This is a genomic window from Zoogloea oleivorans (genome assembly GCF_008107625.1).
In the GTDB taxonomy this organism is placed as follows: domain Bacteria; phylum Pseudomonadota; class Gammaproteobacteria; order Burkholderiales; family Rhodocyclaceae; genus Zoogloea; species Zoogloea oleivorans.
Map to the genome: position 1 here is coordinate 183,787 of NZ_SDKK01000001.1, position 19,520 is coordinate 203,306.

Below are 19,520 nucleotides of genomic sequence, written 5' to 3' on the forward strand. Positions count from 1 at the left end.
GGCACGTCCATGGTGGCCTTGTCGGATTCGAGGGTGGCGATGGCGTCTTCCGCCTTGATGTTGTCGCCGACCTTCACGAACAGCTCGATGATGGGCACGGCGTCGAAGTCGCCGATGTCCGGCACCTTCACTTCGACCACGCCACCACCGGCAGCGGGAGCGGCAGCAGGGGCTGCAGCAGCCGGCGTAGCGGCAACGGGGGCCGAAGCTGCAGCGGCTGGAGCCGGTGCGGCAGCGGCTTCACCCGCCGCTTCGACGCGGATCATCAGGCTGCCCTGGGAGACCTTGTCACCCAGGTTCACCAGGACTTCCTTCACCACGCCAGCGTGGGAAGAAGGCACGTCCATGGTGGCCTTGTCGGATTCGAGCGTGGCGATGGCGTCATCCACCTTGATGGTGTCGCCGACTTTTACGAACAGTTCGATCACCGGTACATCGGAAAAATCACCGATATCCGGGACTTTGACTTCAATGAGTTGGCTCATGTTGGCAGTCTCCTCGGCGTTCAGACGGACATCGGGTTCGGCTTGGACGGGTCAAGTTCGTACTTGACCAGTGCAGCGGCGACGGTGTCACGGCTGATCTTGCCTTCGTCGGCCAGCGCCTTGAGGGCGGCCAGCGTGACCCAGCGGCGATCCACTTCGAAGAAGTGACGCAGGTTCTCGCGGGTGTCGGAACGGCCGAAACCGTCGGTGCCCAGCGTGATGTACGTGCCCTTGACGAAGGGGCGGATCTGCTCGGCGAACATCTTGATGTAGTCGGTGGCGGCAATGACCGGACCGGCGGCGCCGTCGAGCTTTTGCTCCACGTGGGACTTCTTGGGCTCTTCGAGCGGGTGCAGCAGGTTCCAGCGGGCCGTGTCCTGACCGTTGCGGGCCAGTTCGTTGAAGCTCGGGCAACCCCAGATGTCGGCTTCGACACCCCAGTCGTTCTTGAGCAGGTCGGCGGCGGCGATGACTTCGTTGAAGATCGTGCCGGAACCCAGCAGCTGGACGCGCAGGGCGCCTTCGCCACCCTTCTTGAGGGAGTACATGCCCTTGATGATGTCGGCTTCGGCACCCACCGGCATTTCGGGGTGCTCGTAGTTCTCGTTCATCACGGTGATGTAGTAGTAGACGTCTTCCTGCTCGGCAAACATGCGGCGCATGCCGTCCTGCACGATGACCGCGACTTCGAACTGGAAGGTCGGGTCGTAGCTGATGCAGTTGGGGATCATGTTGGCCATCAGCTGGCTGTGACCGTCCTCGTGCTGCAGGCCTTCGCCGTTCAGCGTGGTGCGACCGGCGGTGCCGCCGATCAGGAAGCCACGGGTGCGCTGGTCGGCAGCCGCCCAGCACAGGTCCATGGTGCGCTGCAGGCCGAACATCGAGTAGAAGATGTAGAACGGAATCATCTGTACGCCATGCACGCTGTAGGCGGTGCCGGCGGCGATCCAGTCGGCCATGGCGCCGGCTTCGTTGATGCCTTCCTGCAGAACCTGGCCGGTGACGCTTTCCTTGTAGAACATGAGCTGGTCATGGTCTTCCGGAACGTAGTTCTGGCCTTGCTGGTTCCAGATGCCGTACTGGCGGAACATGCCTTCCATGCCGAAGGTGCGCGACTCGTCGGGCACGATGGGGACGATGTTCTTGCCGATCTGCTTGTCCTTGAGCAGGGTGTTCATGATGCGCACGATGGCCATCGTGGTGGACAGCTCGCGGCCTTCACCGGAGGCCTTCAGCAGCGCGGCGAAGGTTTCCAGCGGCGGCACTTCGAGTGCAGCGGCAGTGCGGCGGCGGCTCGGCAGGAAGCCGCCCAGTTCCATGCGGCGTTCGCGCATGTACTTGTACTCGGCGGAGTCTTCGGCGAACTTCAGGTAGGGCAGCTCGGCGAGCTGGTCGTCGGGCACCGGCAGGTCGAAGCGATCGCGGAAGCGCTTGATCGATTCGATGTCGAGCTTCTTCTGCTGGTGGGAGATGTTCATTGCCTCACCGGACTGGCCCATGCCGAAGCCCTTGATGGTCTTGGCGAGGATCAGGGTCGGGGCGCCCTTGTGGTCGGAGGCGGCCTTGTAGGCGGTGAAGATCTTGAACAGGTCGTGGCCGCCGCGGTTGAGCTTCCAGACTTCGTCGTCGGTCCAGTCGGCCACCAGTTCGCGCAGTTCGGGGGTGTTGAAGAAGTGCTCGCGGACGTAGGCGCCGTTCTTGGCCTTGAAGGTCTGATATTCGCCGTCGACGCATTCCATCATGCGCTTCTTGAGAATGCCCTTCTTGTCGCGTTGCAGCAGGGTGTCCCAGTGGGTGCCCCAGATCAGCTTGATGACGTTCCAGCCGGCGCCGCGGAATTCGGCTTCGAGCTCCTGGATGATCTTGCCGTTGCCGCGCACCGGGCCGTCAAGGCGCTGCAGGTTGCAGTTGATGACGAAGACCAGGTTGTCGAGCTTTTCGCGGCCGGCCATGCCGATGGCGCCGAGGGATTCGACTTCGTCGGTCTCGCCGTCACCCAGGAAGGCCCACACCTTGCGCTGCTCGGCCTTCTTGGCGTCGACCATGTTGCGGCTGGCGAGGTACTTCATGAAGCGCGCGGAGTAGATCGCACACAGGGGGCCGAGGCCCATGGACACCGTGGGGAACTGCCAGAAGTCCGGCATCAGCCAGGGGTGCGGGTAGGACGAAATGCCCTTGCCGCCGGTTTCCTGGCGGAAGTTGTCCATCTGCTCGTCGGTGAAGCGGCCCAGCATGTAGGCGCGGGAATACACGCCCGGTACCGAGTGGCCCTGGAAGAAGATCAGGTCGCCGTCATGATCGGCGGAGGGGGCGTGCCAGAAGTGGGAGAAACCCACGTCGTAGAGGGCGGCGGCCGAAGCGAACGAGGCGATGTGACCGCCCACGTTGGTGTGCTTGTTGGCGCGCACAACCATGGCCATGGCGTTCCAGCGGATGTAGGAGTGGAGCTTGATCTCCATGTCCGGATCGCCCGGGTACTTGGGCTGCTGGTCGGCGGGAATGGTGTTGATGTACTGGGTGGTCGCCGAGTAGGGAAGGTCTATGCCTTCTTCCCGGGCCGACTCGATCAGCTTCTCGAGCAGGAAGTGAGCCCGTTCGGGGCCTTCCTGAGCGACGACGCCGGACAGAGCTTCCAGCCATTCATTGGTTTCCTGGGCGTCGATGTCTGCCCGGACGTTTTGCGTATTCGCGGCCATGGTTTTGTCTCCTCATGACTTGCGGGTTGTGGGTTGCTGTCGTGGGTAACGGCAGCGGGGCTGCACTACTAACTTCGGTGAACCGGATCGCAGTTCGATTTTTCGTAATATAAAATCATTTCTCACATCGTGCAATAGGGGAAGGCCGCGATGCATGGCTTTTTGCGGGTTTTGGACGCACGTGCGCCATCGGCCGAAAAGCGACAAACGGATCAGTTGGTGAAGAGCAGGGGCTGCGGACATTGATGAATGTCCATGGGTACTACGGCCGGCCGCGCCAGAAGGCACCGGCCGGCGAGCTTTCGTTCGACGGGAATGGGAAAAAAAACGGCCGGGGGCGAGGGAGGGAGGGAGAAAACCCCCGGCCGTTTGCGGAAAAGTGCATTCCGCGAGGCGGGATCATTTGCGTAGCGTGTCCCGCTTTTTGTCTTCGTCGTAGGCGAAGACCACCTGACTGTTGCGTACTTCTCCCATCACCGGGATGCGCGTCGTGTCGATCGCTTCATGGTCGGTTCTGGAGAAGGGTCGATCATATACCATGACGATGCCCTCGACTTTTTCCTGAAGCGATTCCAGTGCTTCGCGCAGCTTGGTGCCGTCGGTGCTGCGGGCCTGCCGGATGGCGGCGGCGAGCAGCAGCATCGAGTCATAACCCTGGGCGGCGGCGGGGGCCACCGGAATGCGTTCGACGCCGAAGGACTTGCGGTACTTGTCGATGAAGGCCTTGCGGCGCGGGGTGTCGCCTTCCTGGATGAAGGTCTGGGGCATGCGCGTGCCTTCGGCGTTGGGGCCGGCGTTGTCGATGAAGTTCGACATGGCGAGCGCCCAGCTCCCCACCAGCGGCACCTTCCAGCCGAGGCGCACCATGCCGTTGGCCAGGTGGGCCAGCTCGGGGCCGAGGCCGTAGGTGAGAATGCCTTCGGCGCCGGCGGCGCGGGCGCGGGCCAGTTGCGGCGTCATGTCTACATCGCGGATGTTGAAGCGCTCGACAGCCACCGGCTTGAGGCTGTGGCGTTCGAGCGCGCGCTCCAGGTCTTCACGGCCGAGCTGGCCGTAGTTGGTGCTGTCGTGAAAGATCGCCAGCTTGCGGATGCGCTGGCGCACCACGGCTTCCTCGACGATCATCGCTGCCTGGATGGTGTCGGGCGCCGACACGCGGAAGATGTAGTTGTCGGGGTACTGGGGCGGCAGGAACTGCTTGGTGATGATCGAGCCTGTGGCCACCGAGGTGATCATCGGAATGTGGGACTGTTGATAAAAGCGCTGGCTGGCCAGGGCTACGCCGGTATTGACGATGCCCAGACCGGCGATCACCTTTTCGCGGTTGATGAGGTCCTGGATCACCTGGGCGCCGCGTTCGGGGCGGGCCTCGTCGTCGCGTTCGACAAGCAGCACCGGTCGCCCGAGAATGCCGCCCGTTTCATTGATCTCGCGGGCTGCCAGGCGAATGCCGTCGCGCATGGCGACGCCCATCGGATTGGAGCCGCCGGTGAAGGGCCCCGAGACACCGACCTTGATCGGTTCGGTGGCGCCCGACTCTGCCGACAGCAGGGCCAGGGCTGCGAAAGCCGCCGTGCGCACGAATCGTAGCAAGGGTTTCTCCCGTCTCAATGGTTGGCCGCTCATTGTCGGCTCTGCGCCGCCGGAAGGCGGTTGCTAACCCTAGTCTCGCAAAGGGGGCGGCGGAATGCGAGGAAACCCCTAGGCGCCGATCGTTTTTGCCAATGCCGAGGCGGGGCGTTAGGGTATCTCCGGATGCCGTGACTACGCGTCCGCTATCAGGATGCAGGACAAATGCCTGAGAAGAAGAATACGCCCCCTCCCAACGTCCGGGCCAGCTGGTACTGGACGGCCCCTTATATTGCCGTGCTGGTCTTTGCGCTGGCCATGCTGGCGCTCGTGTGGATTCTCCAGCGCCAGGAAAGCGAGATCCAGCGCGATGCCCTGGCCCGGGATGTACAGTGGGCCGAGCAGACCATGCGCCTGCACATGCAGGGCACCGAGGAATTCCTGGCCCAGCTGGCCCGCGAGCTGGCCGGTGGTACGCTGGATGCCGACGGTTTCCAGGTGCGCGCCAATCAGCACATTGCCAACAATCCGGAACTGGTCAATCTGGTGTGGATTTCCGGCGAGCAGCGGGTTAAATGGACGGCGCCCTTTGACACGACCGACTGGCTGGTCGGCGATGCGCTGTCCGGTATCCAGGCGGTGGAGTTTGGGCGGGCTCGCGATATGGGGCGGCCGGTGTATGGCGAGGCCTATGTCAACGCCCGCAACATGTCGGTGCTGGAAGTGTACGCACCGGTTCAGCAGGGGCGTGTGCCGATGGGCGCCATCGTGGCGGTGTATTCCATCGAAAGAATGGTCGCCCATCTGGTGCCGAGCTGGTTCGGCGAGAAATACCGGCTGGCCTTCACCGGCGGGCGCGGCGATGTGCTGGCGATGAATTCGGCGGTGCGTCCGCTCGACGAGAGCCTGGCCTTTTCAGTGTCCCTCGATCCGCCCGGCAATGGCCTTTCGCTGCAGGCCACGGCCTACCATACCGAAAGCGACCTGCCGCGGGCTTTCCCGATTGCGGTGATCGTCGGCCTGTCGTTTTTCGTGTTGTGGAGCCTGTTTCTGCTGCGCGCCCACATGCTGCGGCGGGTGCGCGTCGAGAAGGAGCGCGACCGGCTCTTCAATCTGTCCCTCGACATGCTGGCCATTCTCAGCCTCGACGGGGTGTTCCGGCGCTGCAACCCGGCCTTTGAGCGGATTCTCGGTTATTCCCCGGAGGAATTGCCGGGGCGTCCGATGATCGATTTCATCCACGCCGAAGACGTGGCCGACACCATCGAGCACTTGCGCAGCCTGGCTGCCGGCACGCCGGGGGCCTTCGAGAACCGCTGCCGCTGCCTGGATGGCAGTTACAAGTGGCTGGCCTGGAGTGTCAATTCGGTACCCGAAGAAAAGCTCATGTACGCCGTTGCCCACGACATCACCGGGCGCAAGGCGGCAGAAGAGGCGTTGCGCGCCGAGTACGCCTTCCGGAAGGCGATGGAAGAGTCCCTCATTACCGGTCTGCGCGCCATCGATCTGACCGGCCGCATCATCTACGTGAACCCGGCCTTCTCGCGCATGACCGGTTGGTCCCGCGAGGAGCTGGTGGGCGCCCGCGCACCGTTTCCCTACTGGCCGAAGGACGACTACGAGGCCCTGCAGCACAACCTCGAAATCACCCTGGCCGGTAATGCACCGGCTACCGGTTTCGAGATGCGCATCCGGAGGAAGAACGGGGCGCTGATCGATGCCCGTTTCTACCTGTCACCGTTGATCGACGGGGAAGGGCGGCAGACCGGCTGGATGGCGTCCATCACCGACATCACCGAACCCAAGCGGGTGCGTGCCGAACTGGAACAGGCGCATGAGCGCTTCGTGGCGGTGCTCGACGGCCTGGATGCGGCGGTGTACGTGGCGGATGCCGCCAACGATGAAATCCTCTTCGCCAACCGGGCCTTCAAGAGCATCTACGGCTTTGACGCGGTGGGCCGCAAGGTGGGCAGCTTCGATCTGCCGACGCCGCCCGATACCTTGTGGTACGACGTAGACCCGCGCCGCCTGGCGCCGGAGCAGGTTCCCCGCGAGCTCTACGACGGCGAGTTGCGCAACGGTCTGTCGGGCCGCTGGTATCACATCCGTGAGCGCGCCACGCGCTGGGTGGATGGCCGCGTGGTGCGTATGGCCATCGCTACCGACATCACCGACCGCAAGCGCGTCGACGAGGAAAATCGCGCCCAGCAGGAACGTCTGCAGCGCACCTCGCGCCTCATCACCATGGGCGAAATGGCCTCCACGCTGGCTCACGAACTCAACCAGCCGCTGGCCGCCATCGCCAATTACTCGGCTGGCTGCGTCAATCGCCTGCAGTCTGGTGAGTATCGCCAGGAAGACATCCTCACCGCCATGCAGAAGGCCAGCGCCCAGGCCGAGCGGGCCGGCAAGATCATCCGGCGGGTGCGCGAGTTTGTGAAGAAGAGCGAGCCGCGCCGCCATCCGGTGGCGCTGGCAAGCATTGTCGATGACGCCATCGGCTTCCTCGAAATCGACGCCCGTCGTCACGGAGCCCAGGTACTCAGCCAGTTGCCGGCGGATCTGCCGCCGATTTTTGCCGATGCGGTGATGGTCGAGCAGGTCGTGCTCAATCTGGTCAAGAATGGCATCGAGGCCATGCGCGACACGCCGGCCGAAGAGCGCATCCTGATCGTTTCGGCGCGTCGCATCGACAACAATCAGGTGGAGGTGGATATTGCCGACCGCGGCCATGGCCTCTCCGACGAGGCCCGCGAGAAGCTGTTTTCGCCGTTCTACACGACCAAGGTGGAAGGCATGGGCATGGGCCTGAACATCTGCCGCTCCATCGTCGAATTTCACGAAGGGCGTCTGTGGGTGGACGCCAATCCCGCGGGAGGCTGTATCTTCCGCTTCACTTTGCCCCTGGAGACCGTCCGTGAAACCGCAAGCCTCGACGCCTGAACAGATCATCTACCTGGTGGATGACGACGAAGCCCTGCGCGACTCCCTCGTCTGGCTGCTTGAATCCCAGGGCTTCAAGGTCGCCGCCTTCGCTTCGGGGGAGGATTTCCTGAAAGCCTGGCGCCCCGATTTCAATGGCTGCCTGCTGCTCGACGTGCGCATGCCGGGAATCAGCGGGCTGGAACTCCACGAGCGCCTCAAGGCCCAGTACTGCACGCTGCCGATCATCTTCATTACCGGCCACGGCGATGTGCCGATGGCGGTGGCGGCGCTCAAAAAGGGCGCGGTGGATTTCATCGAGAAGCCCTTCAACGACGCCGAGTTACTGCGTCTGGTCAGTCAGTGTCTGGCCAAGGAGCAGGAAAGCCGCGCCCGCCGGCGCCAGGATGCCGAGGTGTCGCGGCGCCTCGATCAGCTCACCCAGCGGGAGCGGGAGGTGCTCGACCTGATCATCATCGGCAAGCTCAACAAGCAGATCGCCGACGTGCTGGGCATCAGCATCAAGACCGTCGAGGTTCATCGGGCCCGGGTCATGGAGAAGATGGCGGCCCAGTCGCTGGCCGAGCTGGTGCAGAACGTCATGGCCATTGATGGCGGTGCGCAGCGCTGACTGCCGGGCGGGCTCGCGACCAGCGCCCCGGCTCATGGTAAACTCGACGGTTTTCCTTGAGGGGCGCTGGCATGACGGCTCGCATTCTTGATGGCAACGCACTTTCCGCCAAACTTCGCGGTGAGCTCGCCGAAAAAGCGGCCGCGCTGACGGCCCGGGGCACCCAGCCCTGTCTCGCGGTAATCCTGGTGGGCGGCGATCCCGCCTCCGCGGTTTACGTGCGCAACAAGGTGGCCGGCTGTGAAAAAGCCGGCATCAAATCGCTCAAGTTCGAGTACCCGCAAGACGCGTCGCCCGCCGACGTGCTGGGCAAGATTGCCGAGCTCAACGCCGACCCCGCGGTGCACGGCATCCTGGTGCAACTGCCGTTGCCGAAGCACTTCGACGAAAAGTCCGTGCTCGAAGCCATCTCGATCCAGAAGGACGTGGACGGCTTCCACGCCGAGAACGTCGGCCGCCTGTCCCAGGGCCAGGAAGCCTTCGTTCCGTGCACGCCGAACGGCGTGATGGAAATGCTCAAGAGCGAGAACGTTTCACTGCGCGGTGCCGAAGCCGTGGTCATCGGCCGCTCCAACATCGTCGGCAAGCCGATGGCGATGCTGCTGACCGCCGCCGGTGCCACCGTGACCGTGTGCCACTCAGGCACCCGCGATCTGAATTTCCACACCCGCCGCGCCGACATCCTGGTGGCGGCCATCGGCAAGCCGAAATTCGTTACCGGCGACATGGTCATGCCCGGCGCGGTCGTCATTGACGTGGGCATCAACCGCCTGCCTGATGGCAAACTGTGCGGTGACGTGGATTTTGAATCGGCGAAGGAAGTTGCCGGCCTGATTACTCCGGTTCCTGGCGGCGTTGGCCCCATGACCATCACCATGCTGCTCGCCAATACCGTCGAGTCGGCCCAGCGCAGCGCGCAGAAGACCTGAATCATGAGCGAGCAACAACCCGTAATCGGCATCGTGATGGGTTCCAATTCCGATTGGCCCACCATGCAGGCGGCTGCCAAGGTGTTGAAGGAGTTCGGTGTGCCGTTCGAGGCGCGAGTCGTCTCGGCCCACCGTACGCCCGACCTGATGTTCGAATACGCCGAAGCGGCCCGTACGCGCGGCCTGCGCGCCATCATCGCCGGTGCCGGTGGCGCCGCTCACCTGCCGGGCATGATCGCCGCGAAGACCACGGTGCCGGTGCTCGGCGTGCCGGTCCAGTCCAAGGCCCTGTCCGGCAAGGACTCCCTGCTGTCGATCGTGCAGATGCCCAAGGGGATTCCGGTGGCCACCTTTGCCATCGGTGAAGCCGGTGCCGCCAATGCAGGCCTCTTTGCCGTGGCCCTGCTGGCGGCAACCGATCCGGCCCTGGCCGACAAGCTCGACGCCTTCCGCGCCGAGCAGACCGCCAGCGTGCTGGCCATGACCCTCGATCCGGTCTGATTCCAGGATTTACGCGATGATTCTCCCGCCCGCCACCCTCGGCATGCTCGGCGGCGGCCAGCTTGGCCGCTTCTTCGTCGCTGCCGCCCACGAGATGGGCTACAAGGTCTGGGTCCTGGATCCGGACCCGCACAGCCCGGCCGGCCTTATCGCCGACCGGCACCTGCAGGCCGGTTACAGCGACTACGCCGTCCTCGACGCCATGGCCGACGGTTGCGCGGCAGTGACGACCGAATTCGAGAACGTTCCGGCTGATACCCTCGACTACCTGGCCAAGTTCGTGCCGGTGCGCCCGGGGGCGGCTGCGGTGGCCGTGTGCCAGAACCGCATCGCCGAAAAGAGCTTCCTGCGCGACAACACTCTGCCCCACGGCCCGTTTGCGGTCATCACTGCCGACGCCGACATCGCCGCGGCGGATGTCAGCCTGTTTCCGGCCATCCTCAAGGTGGCCCGCTTTGGTTACGACGGCAAGGGCCAGGCGCGTGTCACCAGTGCCGCCGAAGCCCTGCACGCCTTCCATCAGTTCAAGGGCGAGCCCTGCGTGCTTGAAGCCATGTTGCCCCTCGACGCTGAAGTGTCGGTGGTGCTGGCGCGCGACGAGAGCGGCGCCATCACTGCCTTCCCGGTCGTCGAAAATCAGCACACTGGCGGCATTCTCGACGTGTCCATCGCCCCGGCCCGGGTTGCCCCCGAACTGGCTGCCGAAGCCCGCCGCTGCGCCGGCGTAATCGCCGAGCAACTCGGTTTCATCGGTACGCTGGCGGTCGAGTTCTTCGTTACCGGCGGCAAGCTGGTGATCAACGAAATGGCGCCGCGTCCGCACAACAGCGGTCACCACACCATCGACGCCTGCGTCACCAGCCAGTACGAGCAGCAGGTACGCGCCCTGTGCGGCCTGCCGCTGGGTGAAGCGCGTCAGCACAGCGCCTCGGTGATGGTCAATCTGCTGGGTGAGCTGTGGTTTGAAGGCGGCGAGCCCCACGGCCGCTACCGCGAGCCCGACTGGTCGCTGCTGCACGCGGTGTCCGGCCTGCGCTTGCATCTCTACGGCAAGCACCACGCCCGTCATGGCCGCAAGATGGGCCATTTCACGGTGATTGGCGACGACATGGCCGACGTGCTCGCCAAGGCCCTGGCTGCCCGCCAGGCCATCGGCGTGCGCGACGCGTAAGTTGGTTTCCGGCATGGGCGACATCCAGCGTGCAGTCGCACTCCTGCGTCAGGGCGAACTGGTCGCGCTGCCCACCGAAACGGTCTATGGCCTGGGGGCGGACGCCCTCAATCCGCAGGCTGTGGCAAAAATCTTCGCCGCCAAGGGCCGCCCGTCCGACCATCCACTGATCGTTCATCTGCCGGACGCCGAGCAGCTCACCCTCTGGGCGCGGGACATTCCCCGCGAAGCCATCGCGTTGGCTCGCGCCTTCTGGCCCGGCCCGCTGACCCTGATCCTCAAGAAGGAAGAGGGCGTTCCGGATATCGTGACCGGCGGGCAGGACACCGTCGGCCTGCGGGTTCCCAACCACCCGGTCGCGCTGGAATTGCTGCGCGCTTTCGGCTCGGGCGTTGCTGCGCCTTCGGCCAACCGCTTTGGCCGCATCAGCCCGACCACCGCCGAACACGTCCGTCAGGAACTCGGCGACCGCGTGCCGCTGATCCTCGACGGCGGGCCCTGTCAGGTCGGCCTTGAATCGACCATTCTCGACCTCTCTCGCGATGTGCCGGTGATCCTGCGTCCCGGCGCCATCGGTGTGGACGATATCGCCCGGGTCATCGGCCGCCGTCCGCGCCTGCGTGGCGAGGTGGAGGAGGCGACTGCCGCCCCCCGCGTGTCCGGCGCGCTCGCCGCGCATTACGCCCCGCGCACGCCGCTGGAACTGGTGATGTCTGCGGATCTGTCCGGCCGGCTGCGCGCTGGTGACGTGGTGCTGGCCCGTGCTGCGCAGCCTGCCGATTTGCCCACCGGCGTACTGTGGGTGCAGGCGCCGGCTGATGTGGCGGGCTACGCCCACGATCTCTACGCTCGCCTGCGTGCCCTGGATGAAGCCGGCTGCGCGCGCATCCTCGTCGAAGCGCCGCCCGTCAAACCCGAGTGGGCCGCCGTTGCCGATCGTCTCGGGCGGGCAGCCGTTGGTTCCGGCGTCGATGACGAAACCTGAGCCAATCAGGCTTTGCATCCCCAAAAAACGCCGCTATAATGCGCGGCTTACGTGGGCCGATAGCTCAGCTGGGAGAGCGCCGCGTTCGCAATGCGGAGGTCGTGAGTTCGATCCTCATTCGGTCCACCACCTGATTGCTGAAAAAGCCTGATTCGTCAGGCTTTTTTCGTTTCTGCATCATCGGTCCCTCACCAATCCGCAGTTGTGACCATCCTGCGGTCATTCAGAGGTTAATTGCCATGTACCCGATCCACGATGTTGACGCGCTCCTGCTGCTGGCCACGCTGCTTGCCTCGAAGAGACGTCCGGCTGATCTTGTCGAGATCGTGGCTGCGGCCGATCTGCTCGACGGCGATATCGTTTCCGAAGTGCGGCTGGTCGAGGCGTTTCGGCGTTTTGCCACCCACGGCCTGATTGCCGAGGTGGAAGGGCGTTACACGCTGACGCCCGAGGCGCAGGCACTGGCCGTTGGCCTGCCCAAGAAGGCCGACACGCCGGAGCGCATCTTCCTGATCCGCGAGAAGTTGTCTGCCTACAACCCTGAGGACAAGCATCCGTCGATTCCGCTGACCGTGGAGCAGTTGACCGAGGCCATTCTGGCCCATCGGGCGGCCGGCAAGACGGGTGTCAGGAACCTGCTGATGCCCAAGCCGAAGGTCGTGGAAGAGGACGATCCGAAGCGTCGCAAGCCGCAATGGGGCCGTCCGTTCGGGCCGCGCCGCCGGGGCTGAATACGCGCTACATCAGGACGATCCAGTGAAGCTCGATAACGGACGCTGGCGGGGCCTGGCCTTCGTCGATATTGAAACGAATGGTGGCACGGCGACCATCGACGGGATCACCGAGGTAGGGATCGTCGAGGTGGATGAGGACGGGGTGCGGGAATGGTCGCACCTGGTTCGTCCCGAGGGCCGCATTCCGGAATTCATCGAGCGCCTGACCGGCATCTCCAACGAGATGGTGGCGGATGCGCCGACTTTTGCCGAACTGGCTGAAGAAATCTACGACCGCCTCGACGGCCGTCTCTTCATCGCCCACAACGCCCGCTTCGATTATGGATTCCTGCGCAACGCTTTCGAGCGGGTCGGCATGCCGCTGCGACCGTCTGTGCTGTGCACGGTCAAGCTGTCGCGCACCCTTTATCCGGAACACAAGCGGCACGGCCTCGACAGCCTGATCGAACGCCATGGTCTGCGGGTTGCCGACCGCCACCGTGCGCTGGGTGATGCGCAGCTGGTGTGGCAGTTCTGGCAACTCATCCACGAGGCCTTCGAGCATTCGGTGATCGACGCGGCCATCGCGCGCCTGAGTGGTCACCCGTCGCTGCCGCCCAATCTGGATCCGGCCGTCATCGACGAGTTGCCCGAGGGGCCTGGTGTTTACCTCTTCTTTGGCGAGAACGACTTGCCCCTGTACGTGGGCAAGAGCGTGGATATCCGCTCCCGTGTGCTGTCCCACTTCAGTGCTGACCATCGCAGCGCGAAGGAAATGAGCCTGTCCCAGCAGTTGCGTCGCATCGAGTGGATCGAAACGGCGGGTGAGATCGGCGCCTTGCTGCTGGAGGCCTCGCTGGTCAAGTCCCGTCAGCCGATTCACAACCGCCGGTTGCGTCGCCAGTCGGACTTGTGCGCCTGGCAACTGGTGGAGGACGGGCAGGGGGGCTGGCGTCCGGAGCTGGCTTATGCCCGCGATCTGGACCCGGGCCGGCAGGACAATCTGTTCGGTTTCTTCACCAGTCGGGCCGCTGCGATCAAGGCCCTGCGCACGCTGGCTGAGGAGCACAGCCTGTGTCAGGCCTGCCTTGGCCTGGAAAAGGTGCGGTCCGGCCAGCCCTGTTTCGGCTATCAGCTCAAGCGTTGTCGTGGTGCCTGTATCGGCGGCGAGGCTCGCGGCATGCACGGTGCCCGCCTGATAGCGGCGCTGCACAAGCTGAAAGTGGCGCGTTGGCCCCATCCGGGCCCGGTGGGCATTCGCGAGGGCGAGTCGATCCACGTGGTGGACGGTTGGTGCTACCTGGGGACGGCGAAGGACGAGAGTGAGGTGTGGGCCTTGCTGGAGTCCGGCAAGCCGGCCTTCGATCTGGATGTGTTCAAGATCCTGCAGAAAGCCATGGGCAAGGCCACGGTGCTGCCCTTGTTCCCGGAGACGCCGGCCGGCGGGTAATCCGGCAAAGCCGGATGCACGATGGCTTATTTGGGACGGAAGCTGCCCGGGATGGGTTTGGGGGCGAGTTTTTCGGCTGCAACTTCAAGCGCATAAAGGGTGCCGCCGGTGGTCAGCCAGGCGCCGATCCAGTCGGGTCTTGGCGGGACGCCGTTCCAGGTGAGTGCCCGGTTGGATGGGTGCATGTAGCGCACCGGAGCGGTTTCCTTTTCGGCGGGGGGCGGTTCGAGGGCCGCTTTGGCGACACGCTCGGCTTCTGCCGCGGCTTCGGCTAAAGCCCGTGCGGCGGCCTCTGCCTCGGCCCGGGCCAGGCGTTCCGCTTCGGCGGCCTGGCGAGCCAGTTCTTCGGCAGCCCGGCGCACACGATCTTCTTCTTCCTGTTCCCGCTTGAGTATCTCGGTTTTGATCCGCTCCGCCAGGGCTTCAAGTTCAGCTTGCGGATACGACTTCAGTTCTTTCATGGGCGGCATCAATGGCCCCTTGGGGGCGGGTCGAGTAGGGTAAAGCGGTGGAATGAACATAACAGGAGCGAGCTCCTGCGGGGAGCAACATTGTGTGACATTCGTTTGATGCGTCACAAGGGCGGTGCAGTCAGCCAGTGCAATACGGTGGTGAACAGGACGTCCGGGTCGACCGGCTTGGCGATGAAGTCGTTCATGCCGGCTTGCAGGCAGCGTGTCCGGTCTTCCGGGAAGGCATTGGCGGTCATGGCGATGATCGGGATTCTGGCACCATGTTCTGTGGCGCGTATCTGTCGAGTAGCCTCCAGACCATCCATTTTCGGCATCTGCATGTCCATCAGGATCAATGCACAGGGTTTCCTCCGGGCCATTTCGACAGCCTCGACCCCGTTCTCGGCAACCTCCACTTCGAGGCCCACATCGTTCAGTATCAGTTGTGCGACTTCCCGGTTGGTGGCGTCGTCCTCGGCCAGAAGAATGCGTGTGCCGACATGTTTTCGCCGGAGAATATCTTCGGCTTCTGAGGCAGGTAGCAACCCGATGGTCGGTATCGGCGTCTGGCACTTGCCTGCATGGATGGTCAGCCAGAAGGTGCTGCCTTTGTCCGGAAGGCTGGTGACGCCGGCCTCGCCGCCCATGAGCTGGGCAATCCGCCGGGTGATGGCGAGGCCCAGGCCGCTGCCACCGTATACCCGCGTGGTGGAGTTGTCAGCCTGTTCGAAGGGCTTGAACAGCCGTGCCTGGTCTTCCGGCCGGATGCCGATGCCGGTGTCTTCGACTTCGAAGCGCAGCAGCCAGTCGTTTTCACTTTCGCCGATCTGCAGGCAGCGCAGCGTGATGTGGCCGCGGGAGGTGAACTTGAGTGCGTTTCCGAGGTAATTGAGCAGGGCCTGCTGCAGGCGCATACGGTCGCCGTGCAGGCAGCGTGGCGCACCCGAGAGGTCCACGTGCACCGACAAGCCCTTTTCGGTGGCGCGGCCGCCGATGATGGCCATGATGTTCTGGATCATGTCGGTCATCGTAAAGTCGTGCTTATCCAGCGTGACCTTGCCCGCCTCGATCTTTGAGAGGTCGAGAATGTCGTTGATGACGTGCAGCAGATGGTGGGCAGAGGCGTCGATCTTGTCGAGCTGGTTGGTCTGCGCGGGAGAGAGAGGGCTGCGTCGCAGCAGGTGCGCCATGCCGAGAATGCCGTTCATCGGTGTACGGATTTCGTGGCTCATGTTGGCCAGGAATGTGCTCTTGGCGCGATTGGCAGCCTCGGCCTGTTCGCTGCGTCGTTCGAGCTGCTGGTTGAGTTCCTGGATCTGACGGGTGCGCTCCGCCACCATCTCTTCGAGGTGATGGCGATGGTGCTCCAGTTCGGCGGCAACCCGTTTGTGCTCGCTGACATCTTCCTTGATGCCCAGATAGTGGCGAATGGAGCCATCCGGCCCACGTACCGGCGAGATGATGGCGGATTCGTGATACAGCTCGCCGTTCTTGCGCCGGTTAACGAATTCTCCCTTCCACACTCCGCCGCTGGTCAGGGTGTGCCACAGCGTCTCGTAGGTCAGTCGCGGTGTCAGGCCCGATTGCAGGAAGCGCTGGTTTTTGCCCAGCACTTCGTCGCCCGGGTAGCCCGAGATGGTGGTGAAGGCGGCATTGGTGTAGACGATGTTGCCGTTGAGATCGGTGATGACGATGCCGTTCGGGCTTTGCTCCACGGCCAGGGAGAGCTTGGAGAGCTGCTCTTCGGTTTGCTGGCGGTAATTCACTTCGTGTTCCCGCAGCGCATCTTCGGTGCGTTTCTTGACAGTGATGTCAACCACGGCGATGTTGGTCGTCTGGCCAGTTTCGCTGGCAGCCAGTTCGACATGCGCAAACAGGTGTCGTTGCGGCCATTCTGCCGACTGCAGGGCGATGTCACCGACTTCCTTGGTTCCGCTGGCATGGGCCTTCGCGAGCAACTCGCTGAAGGTGGCGTGCGATTCGGCCCTGACGAAGTCGGTGAAGCGCCGTCCGTTCAGGGAGGCGCGGCCGGCGCCGAGCAGGCTCGCGCCGGCCAGGTTGAGCTGTACCAGCACACCATTGTGGTCAAGGGTGAAGTAGGCCACCGGCGCGAAGTCGTAGAGGTCTGTGTAGCGGGTTAGCGCCGCCTCGGCCTCGGCACGGGTTTCACGCAGTTCCTCGTTCTGCATTTCCAGTTCGATCTGGTGCACCTGCAGTTCGTGCAGCAGCCGGCGCACATCTTCCTCGCTGGTGGGCGAGGCGACCAGGTGGCTGGCCTGTTCCAGCCGGCTCTCGGCCTCTCGACGAAGCTCGGCGGCGTTTTGCTGAGTACGCTTCAAGATGGCGACTCCCTTCAGGGCCGGGCCTGTCGGCCTCGCAGTTCTGCTTCCAGTTTCTTGGAAACGCTGATGTCGGTAAACGTGATGACCACCCCGTCGATGACGTTGTCGAGGGTACGGTAGGGCATGATCTTCACCATGATCCAGCGTCCGTCGCCGGTCTGGACCTGCTTTTCCGAGAAGACCAGGCTGCGCAGCACTTCCCGCGCGTCACTTTGCAGGTCTGGATACTGTAGTTCGGTGACGATGTCCGAGAGCGGTCGGCCGATGTCGCCGGCAATCAGTTTGAAGATGCGTGTTGCCTGAGTCGTGAAGCGCCGTACGTGCAGATGCCCATCGAGAAAGATGGTGGCGATGTCGGTGCTGTTGAGCAGGTTCTTCATGTCGCTGTTGGCTGCCGACAGCTCATCCACTTTCGACTGCAGCTCGGCGTTGACCGTTTGCAGCTCTTCATTGAGCGACTGCATTTCTTCCTTGGAGGTGGTCAGCTCCTCGTTGGTTGACTGCAGCTCTTCGTTGGTGGATTGCAGTTCCTCGTTGGCCGATTTCAGCTCTTCCTGCTGCGACTGCATTTCCTCGCGAACGCTCTGGATTTCGTCCCGCGCCCGCTGCAGGGCTACTTCCAGCTCGGCCATGCGTCCCCGGGATGGCGTGCGTCGGCTGTTGCCGGTGGGCAACTCGGCGGGTGGGCTTGCCACGTCGGCAAACACGATCAGCGCCATGCCCCGCAGGGCTTCCGGTTCGTCGATGGCCAGCACGCTCAGGTCGACGGTCTGGCTGCTGCCATTGAGATCGACGTGAATGCCCCGCTGGGTCACGGTGGTCTTGTCGCGCAGGGCTTTCGGCAGGGCAAGGGTCAGCTCGTTGCGCAGCCCGTCGCGAGTCATCGCGTGGATGTTCCAGTTGGCCTTGCCGGACGGCGGTTCGAGGTATTTGCCAGTGCGACCGCTGATGTACAGGATGTCGCCGGCTGCATTGACGAGTACGGCAGCGGGGGCCACCCGCTGGAGCAGCAGCTGATCGGTCAGGGCCTGGATATTGGTGGTCGGGATGGCTTTCACGTCGTCGGGCATGGCGGTGGGCGTCAGGTACAGGCGGCTGGGGAAATCTACCTGGGCCGCCCGTGCCAGATGCTCGCCGCGTCGGTAAAGGCGACTTTTTCCTTCAAGGGGGGCGAACAGATTGGTGAAGTTGCCGATGGTTTCGGCGCTGCCCAGAAAGAGCAGGCCGCGGGGATTGAGGCTGTAATGAAAAAGCGGCAGCAGCTTCTTCTGTAGTTCGCCGTTGAGGTAAATCAGCAGATTCCGGCAGCACAGGATGTCGAGCTTGGTGAAGGGCGGATCCATGATTACGTTTTGCGGCGCGAAAACCACCATCTCGCGGATCTCGCTGCACACCCGGTAGGTGCCTTCGTCCTCGACAAAGTAGCGGTTCAGTCGTTCGGGCGACAGGTCGGCGGCGATGTTGGCCGGATAGCGTCCCTGGCGCGCCGTCTCGATGGCCGTCGGGTCGAGGTCGGTGGCGAAGATCTGCAGCGAGAACTGACCGACAGGCTTGATCTGCTCCAGCACTTCCCGGAAGGCAATGGCCAGCGAATAGGCCTCCTCACCCGTCGAGCAGCCGGCAACCCATGCCCGCAGCGTGTGGCCGGCAGGGGTGCCTGTGAGCAGTTGCGGCAGCGCGATTTTTTGCAGAGCATTCCACGCATCCGGATCGCGGAAGAAGCAGGTCACGCCGATCAGCAACTCCTTGAACAGGAGGTCCACTTCCTGCGGGTTCTCGCGCAGGTAACGAACGTAGTCGGTGATGCGGGCCAGTTGATGAATGCCCATCCGGCGCTCGATGCGGCGATAGATGGTGCTTTTCTTGTAGCTCGAGAAATCATGCCCGGTACGGGCCCGCAGCAGGATGACGATCTTGTCCAGGCCGCTTTTCTGGGCGGGGCTCTCGGGCTCGGGGGCTGGCTTGTCCAGACCGCTTTGTGGGACCCGCGTGAGAAAATCGAGGATGCGCTGCGGCAGATCCCTGGCCTCTGCGACGATGTCAGCCAGACCGGCATTGATGGCGCTGCCGGGCATGCCGTCGAACTTGGCGGTGGCCGGATTCTGGACCAGTACCAGTCCGGCAAACTCCTTGATGGCGCGCAGGCCCAGGGTGCCGTCGGAGCCCATGCCGGAAAGGATCACGGCGATGGCGCGCTCATGTTGGTCGTCGGCGAGGGAGCGCAGGAAGAAGTCGATCGGCAGGCGCAGGCCGCGAGGGGCGACCGGGTCTATCAGGTGCAGGACGCCATGTAGAAGAGACAGATCCTTGTTCGGCGGAATCACATAGATGCAATCCCGCTTGACCTTCATCCGGTCCCGCACCTGGGTCACCGGCATGCTCGTCACGCGCTGCAGCAGTTCGGGCATCATGCCCTTGTGGGTTGGGTCCAGGTGCTGGACGACGACAAAGGCCATGCCGCTGTCGGCCGGCGTGTGACTGAAAAAGTCTTCGAGGGCCTCCAGTCCGCCGGCAGAAGCACCGATGCCGACGATCGGGAAGCGCTCTGCGCTGTGTGGCGCGTGGCCATCCGTTTTTGCAGGCGTAGCAGAATCCTTCATCGTCTTCGCAATCCTTGGTCGAAGGGATTGGCTTCCGGGGAGGGAAACGTCCGGAGATTCAAGTCTAACTGAGC

The 19,520-nt window shown here is 63.7% G+C and carries 14 protein-coding genes and 1 tRNA gene; 9 read left to right on the forward strand and 6 right to left on the reverse strand.

Features of this window, described 5'->3' with window-relative positions; all coding sequences use genetic code 11:
* The 3 genes from ETQ85_RS00915 to ETQ85_RS00925 form a co-directional block, all read right to left on the reverse strand.
* On the reverse strand, positions 1-485 hold a 485-nt coding region (locus tag ETQ85_RS00915; RefSeq protein ID WP_342781943.1), incomplete at its 3' end, for a biotin/lipoyl-containing protein.
* 20 nt (positions 486-505) lie between these two features.
* On the reverse strand, positions 506-3,181 hold the full coding sequence (gene aceE, locus ETQ85_RS00920) for a pyruvate dehydrogenase (acetyl-transferring), homodimeric type (protein WP_148577236.1): 2,676 nt from the start codon (positions 3,179-3,181) through the stop codon (positions 506-508).
* Positions 3,182-3,580: 399 nt separating this feature from the next.
* Entirely contained in the window at positions 3,581-4,774 is a 1,194-nt protein-coding gene (locus ETQ85_RS00925) for an ABC transporter substrate-binding protein (RefSeq protein ID WP_407058385.1), read from the reverse strand.
* A 201-nt stretch (positions 4,775-4,975) separates the two neighbouring features.
* Here ETQ85_RS00925 and ETQ85_RS00930 point away from each other — a divergent pair, with 201 nt between their 5' ends.
* The 9 genes from ETQ85_RS00930 to ETQ85_RS00970 all read left to right on the forward strand — a co-directional run bounded on the left by ETQ85_RS00930 (position 4,976) and on the right by ETQ85_RS00970 (position 14,052).
* Entirely contained in the window at positions 4,976-7,693 is a 2,718-nt protein-coding gene (locus ETQ85_RS00930; RefSeq protein WP_148577238.1) for a PAS domain-containing sensor histidine kinase, read from the forward strand.
* Complete coding sequence (locus ETQ85_RS00935) at positions 7,668-8,303, forward strand: response regulator transcription factor (RefSeq protein WP_148577239.1); 636 nt, start codon at positions 7,668-7,670, stop codon at positions 8,301-8,303. Before ETQ85_RS00930 ends, ETQ85_RS00935 begins: the two co-directional genes overlap by 26 nt.
* 71 nt (positions 8,304-8,374) lie before the next feature.
* Positions 8,375-9,232, forward strand: a complete 858-nt coding sequence (folD, locus tag ETQ85_RS00940; protein WP_148577240.1) for a bifunctional methylenetetrahydrofolate dehydrogenase/methenyltetrahydrofolate cyclohydrolase FolD — start codon at positions 8,375-8,377, stop codon at positions 9,230-9,232.
* Positions 9,233-9,235: 3 nt separating this feature from the next.
* Positions 9,236-9,733 carry a 5-(carboxyamino)imidazole ribonucleotide mutase gene (gene purE, locus ETQ85_RS00945; RefSeq protein WP_148577241.1) on the forward strand — a complete coding sequence of 166 codons (498 nt, stop codon included), beginning with the start codon at positions 9,236-9,238 and terminating at the stop codon, positions 9,731-9,733.
* A 16-nt stretch (positions 9,734-9,749) separates the two neighbouring features.
* Positions 9,750-10,904 carry a 5-(carboxyamino)imidazole ribonucleotide synthase gene (locus tag ETQ85_RS00950; RefSeq protein WP_148577242.1) on the forward strand — a complete coding sequence of 385 codons (1,155 nt, stop codon included), beginning with the start codon at positions 9,750-9,752 and terminating at the stop codon, positions 10,902-10,904.
* A 13-nt stretch (positions 10,905-10,917) separates the two neighbouring features.
* Positions 10,918-11,889, forward strand: a complete 972-nt coding sequence (locus tag ETQ85_RS00955) for an L-threonylcarbamoyladenylate synthase (RefSeq protein WP_148577243.1) — start codon at positions 10,918-10,920, stop codon at positions 11,887-11,889.
* A 53-nt stretch (positions 11,890-11,942) separates the two neighbouring features.
* A tRNA-Ala gene (locus ETQ85_RS00960) sits at positions 11,943-12,018 on the forward strand.
* A 110-nt stretch (positions 12,019-12,128) separates the two neighbouring features.
* Positions 12,129-12,620, forward strand: a complete 492-nt coding sequence (locus ETQ85_RS00965) for a hypothetical protein (RefSeq protein WP_148577244.1) — start codon at positions 12,129-12,131, stop codon at positions 12,618-12,620.
* Between the two features lie 25 nt (positions 12,621-12,645).
* On the forward strand, positions 12,646-14,052 hold the full coding sequence (locus ETQ85_RS00970; RefSeq protein WP_148577245.1) for a 3'-5' exonuclease family protein: 1,407 nt from the start codon (positions 12,646-12,648) through the stop codon (positions 14,050-14,052).
* Positions 14,053-14,078: 26 nt separating this feature from the next.
* On the opposite strand, the gene ETQ85_RS00975 is transcribed toward ETQ85_RS00970, so the two are convergent.
* The 3 genes from ETQ85_RS00975 to ETQ85_RS00985 all read right to left on the reverse strand — a co-directional run bounded on the left by ETQ85_RS00975 (position 14,079) and on the right by ETQ85_RS00985 (position 19,446).
* On the reverse strand, positions 14,079-14,513 hold the full coding sequence (locus ETQ85_RS00975) for an H-NS family nucleoid-associated regulatory protein (protein WP_187394534.1): 435 nt from the start codon (positions 14,511-14,513) through the stop codon (positions 14,079-14,081).
* Positions 14,514-14,626: 113 nt separating this feature from the next.
* Positions 14,627-16,843, reverse strand: coding sequence for a PAS domain S-box protein (locus ETQ85_RS00980; RefSeq protein ID WP_148577247.1), 2,217 nt, complete (start codon positions 16,841-16,843; stop codon positions 14,627-14,629).
* A 14-nt stretch (positions 16,844-16,857) separates the two neighbouring features.
* Positions 16,858-19,446, reverse strand: a complete 2,589-nt coding sequence (locus ETQ85_RS00985; protein ID WP_148577248.1) for a chemotaxis protein CheB — start codon at positions 19,444-19,446, stop codon at positions 16,858-16,860.
* Between the last annotated feature and the right edge of the window lie 74 nt (positions 19,447-19,520).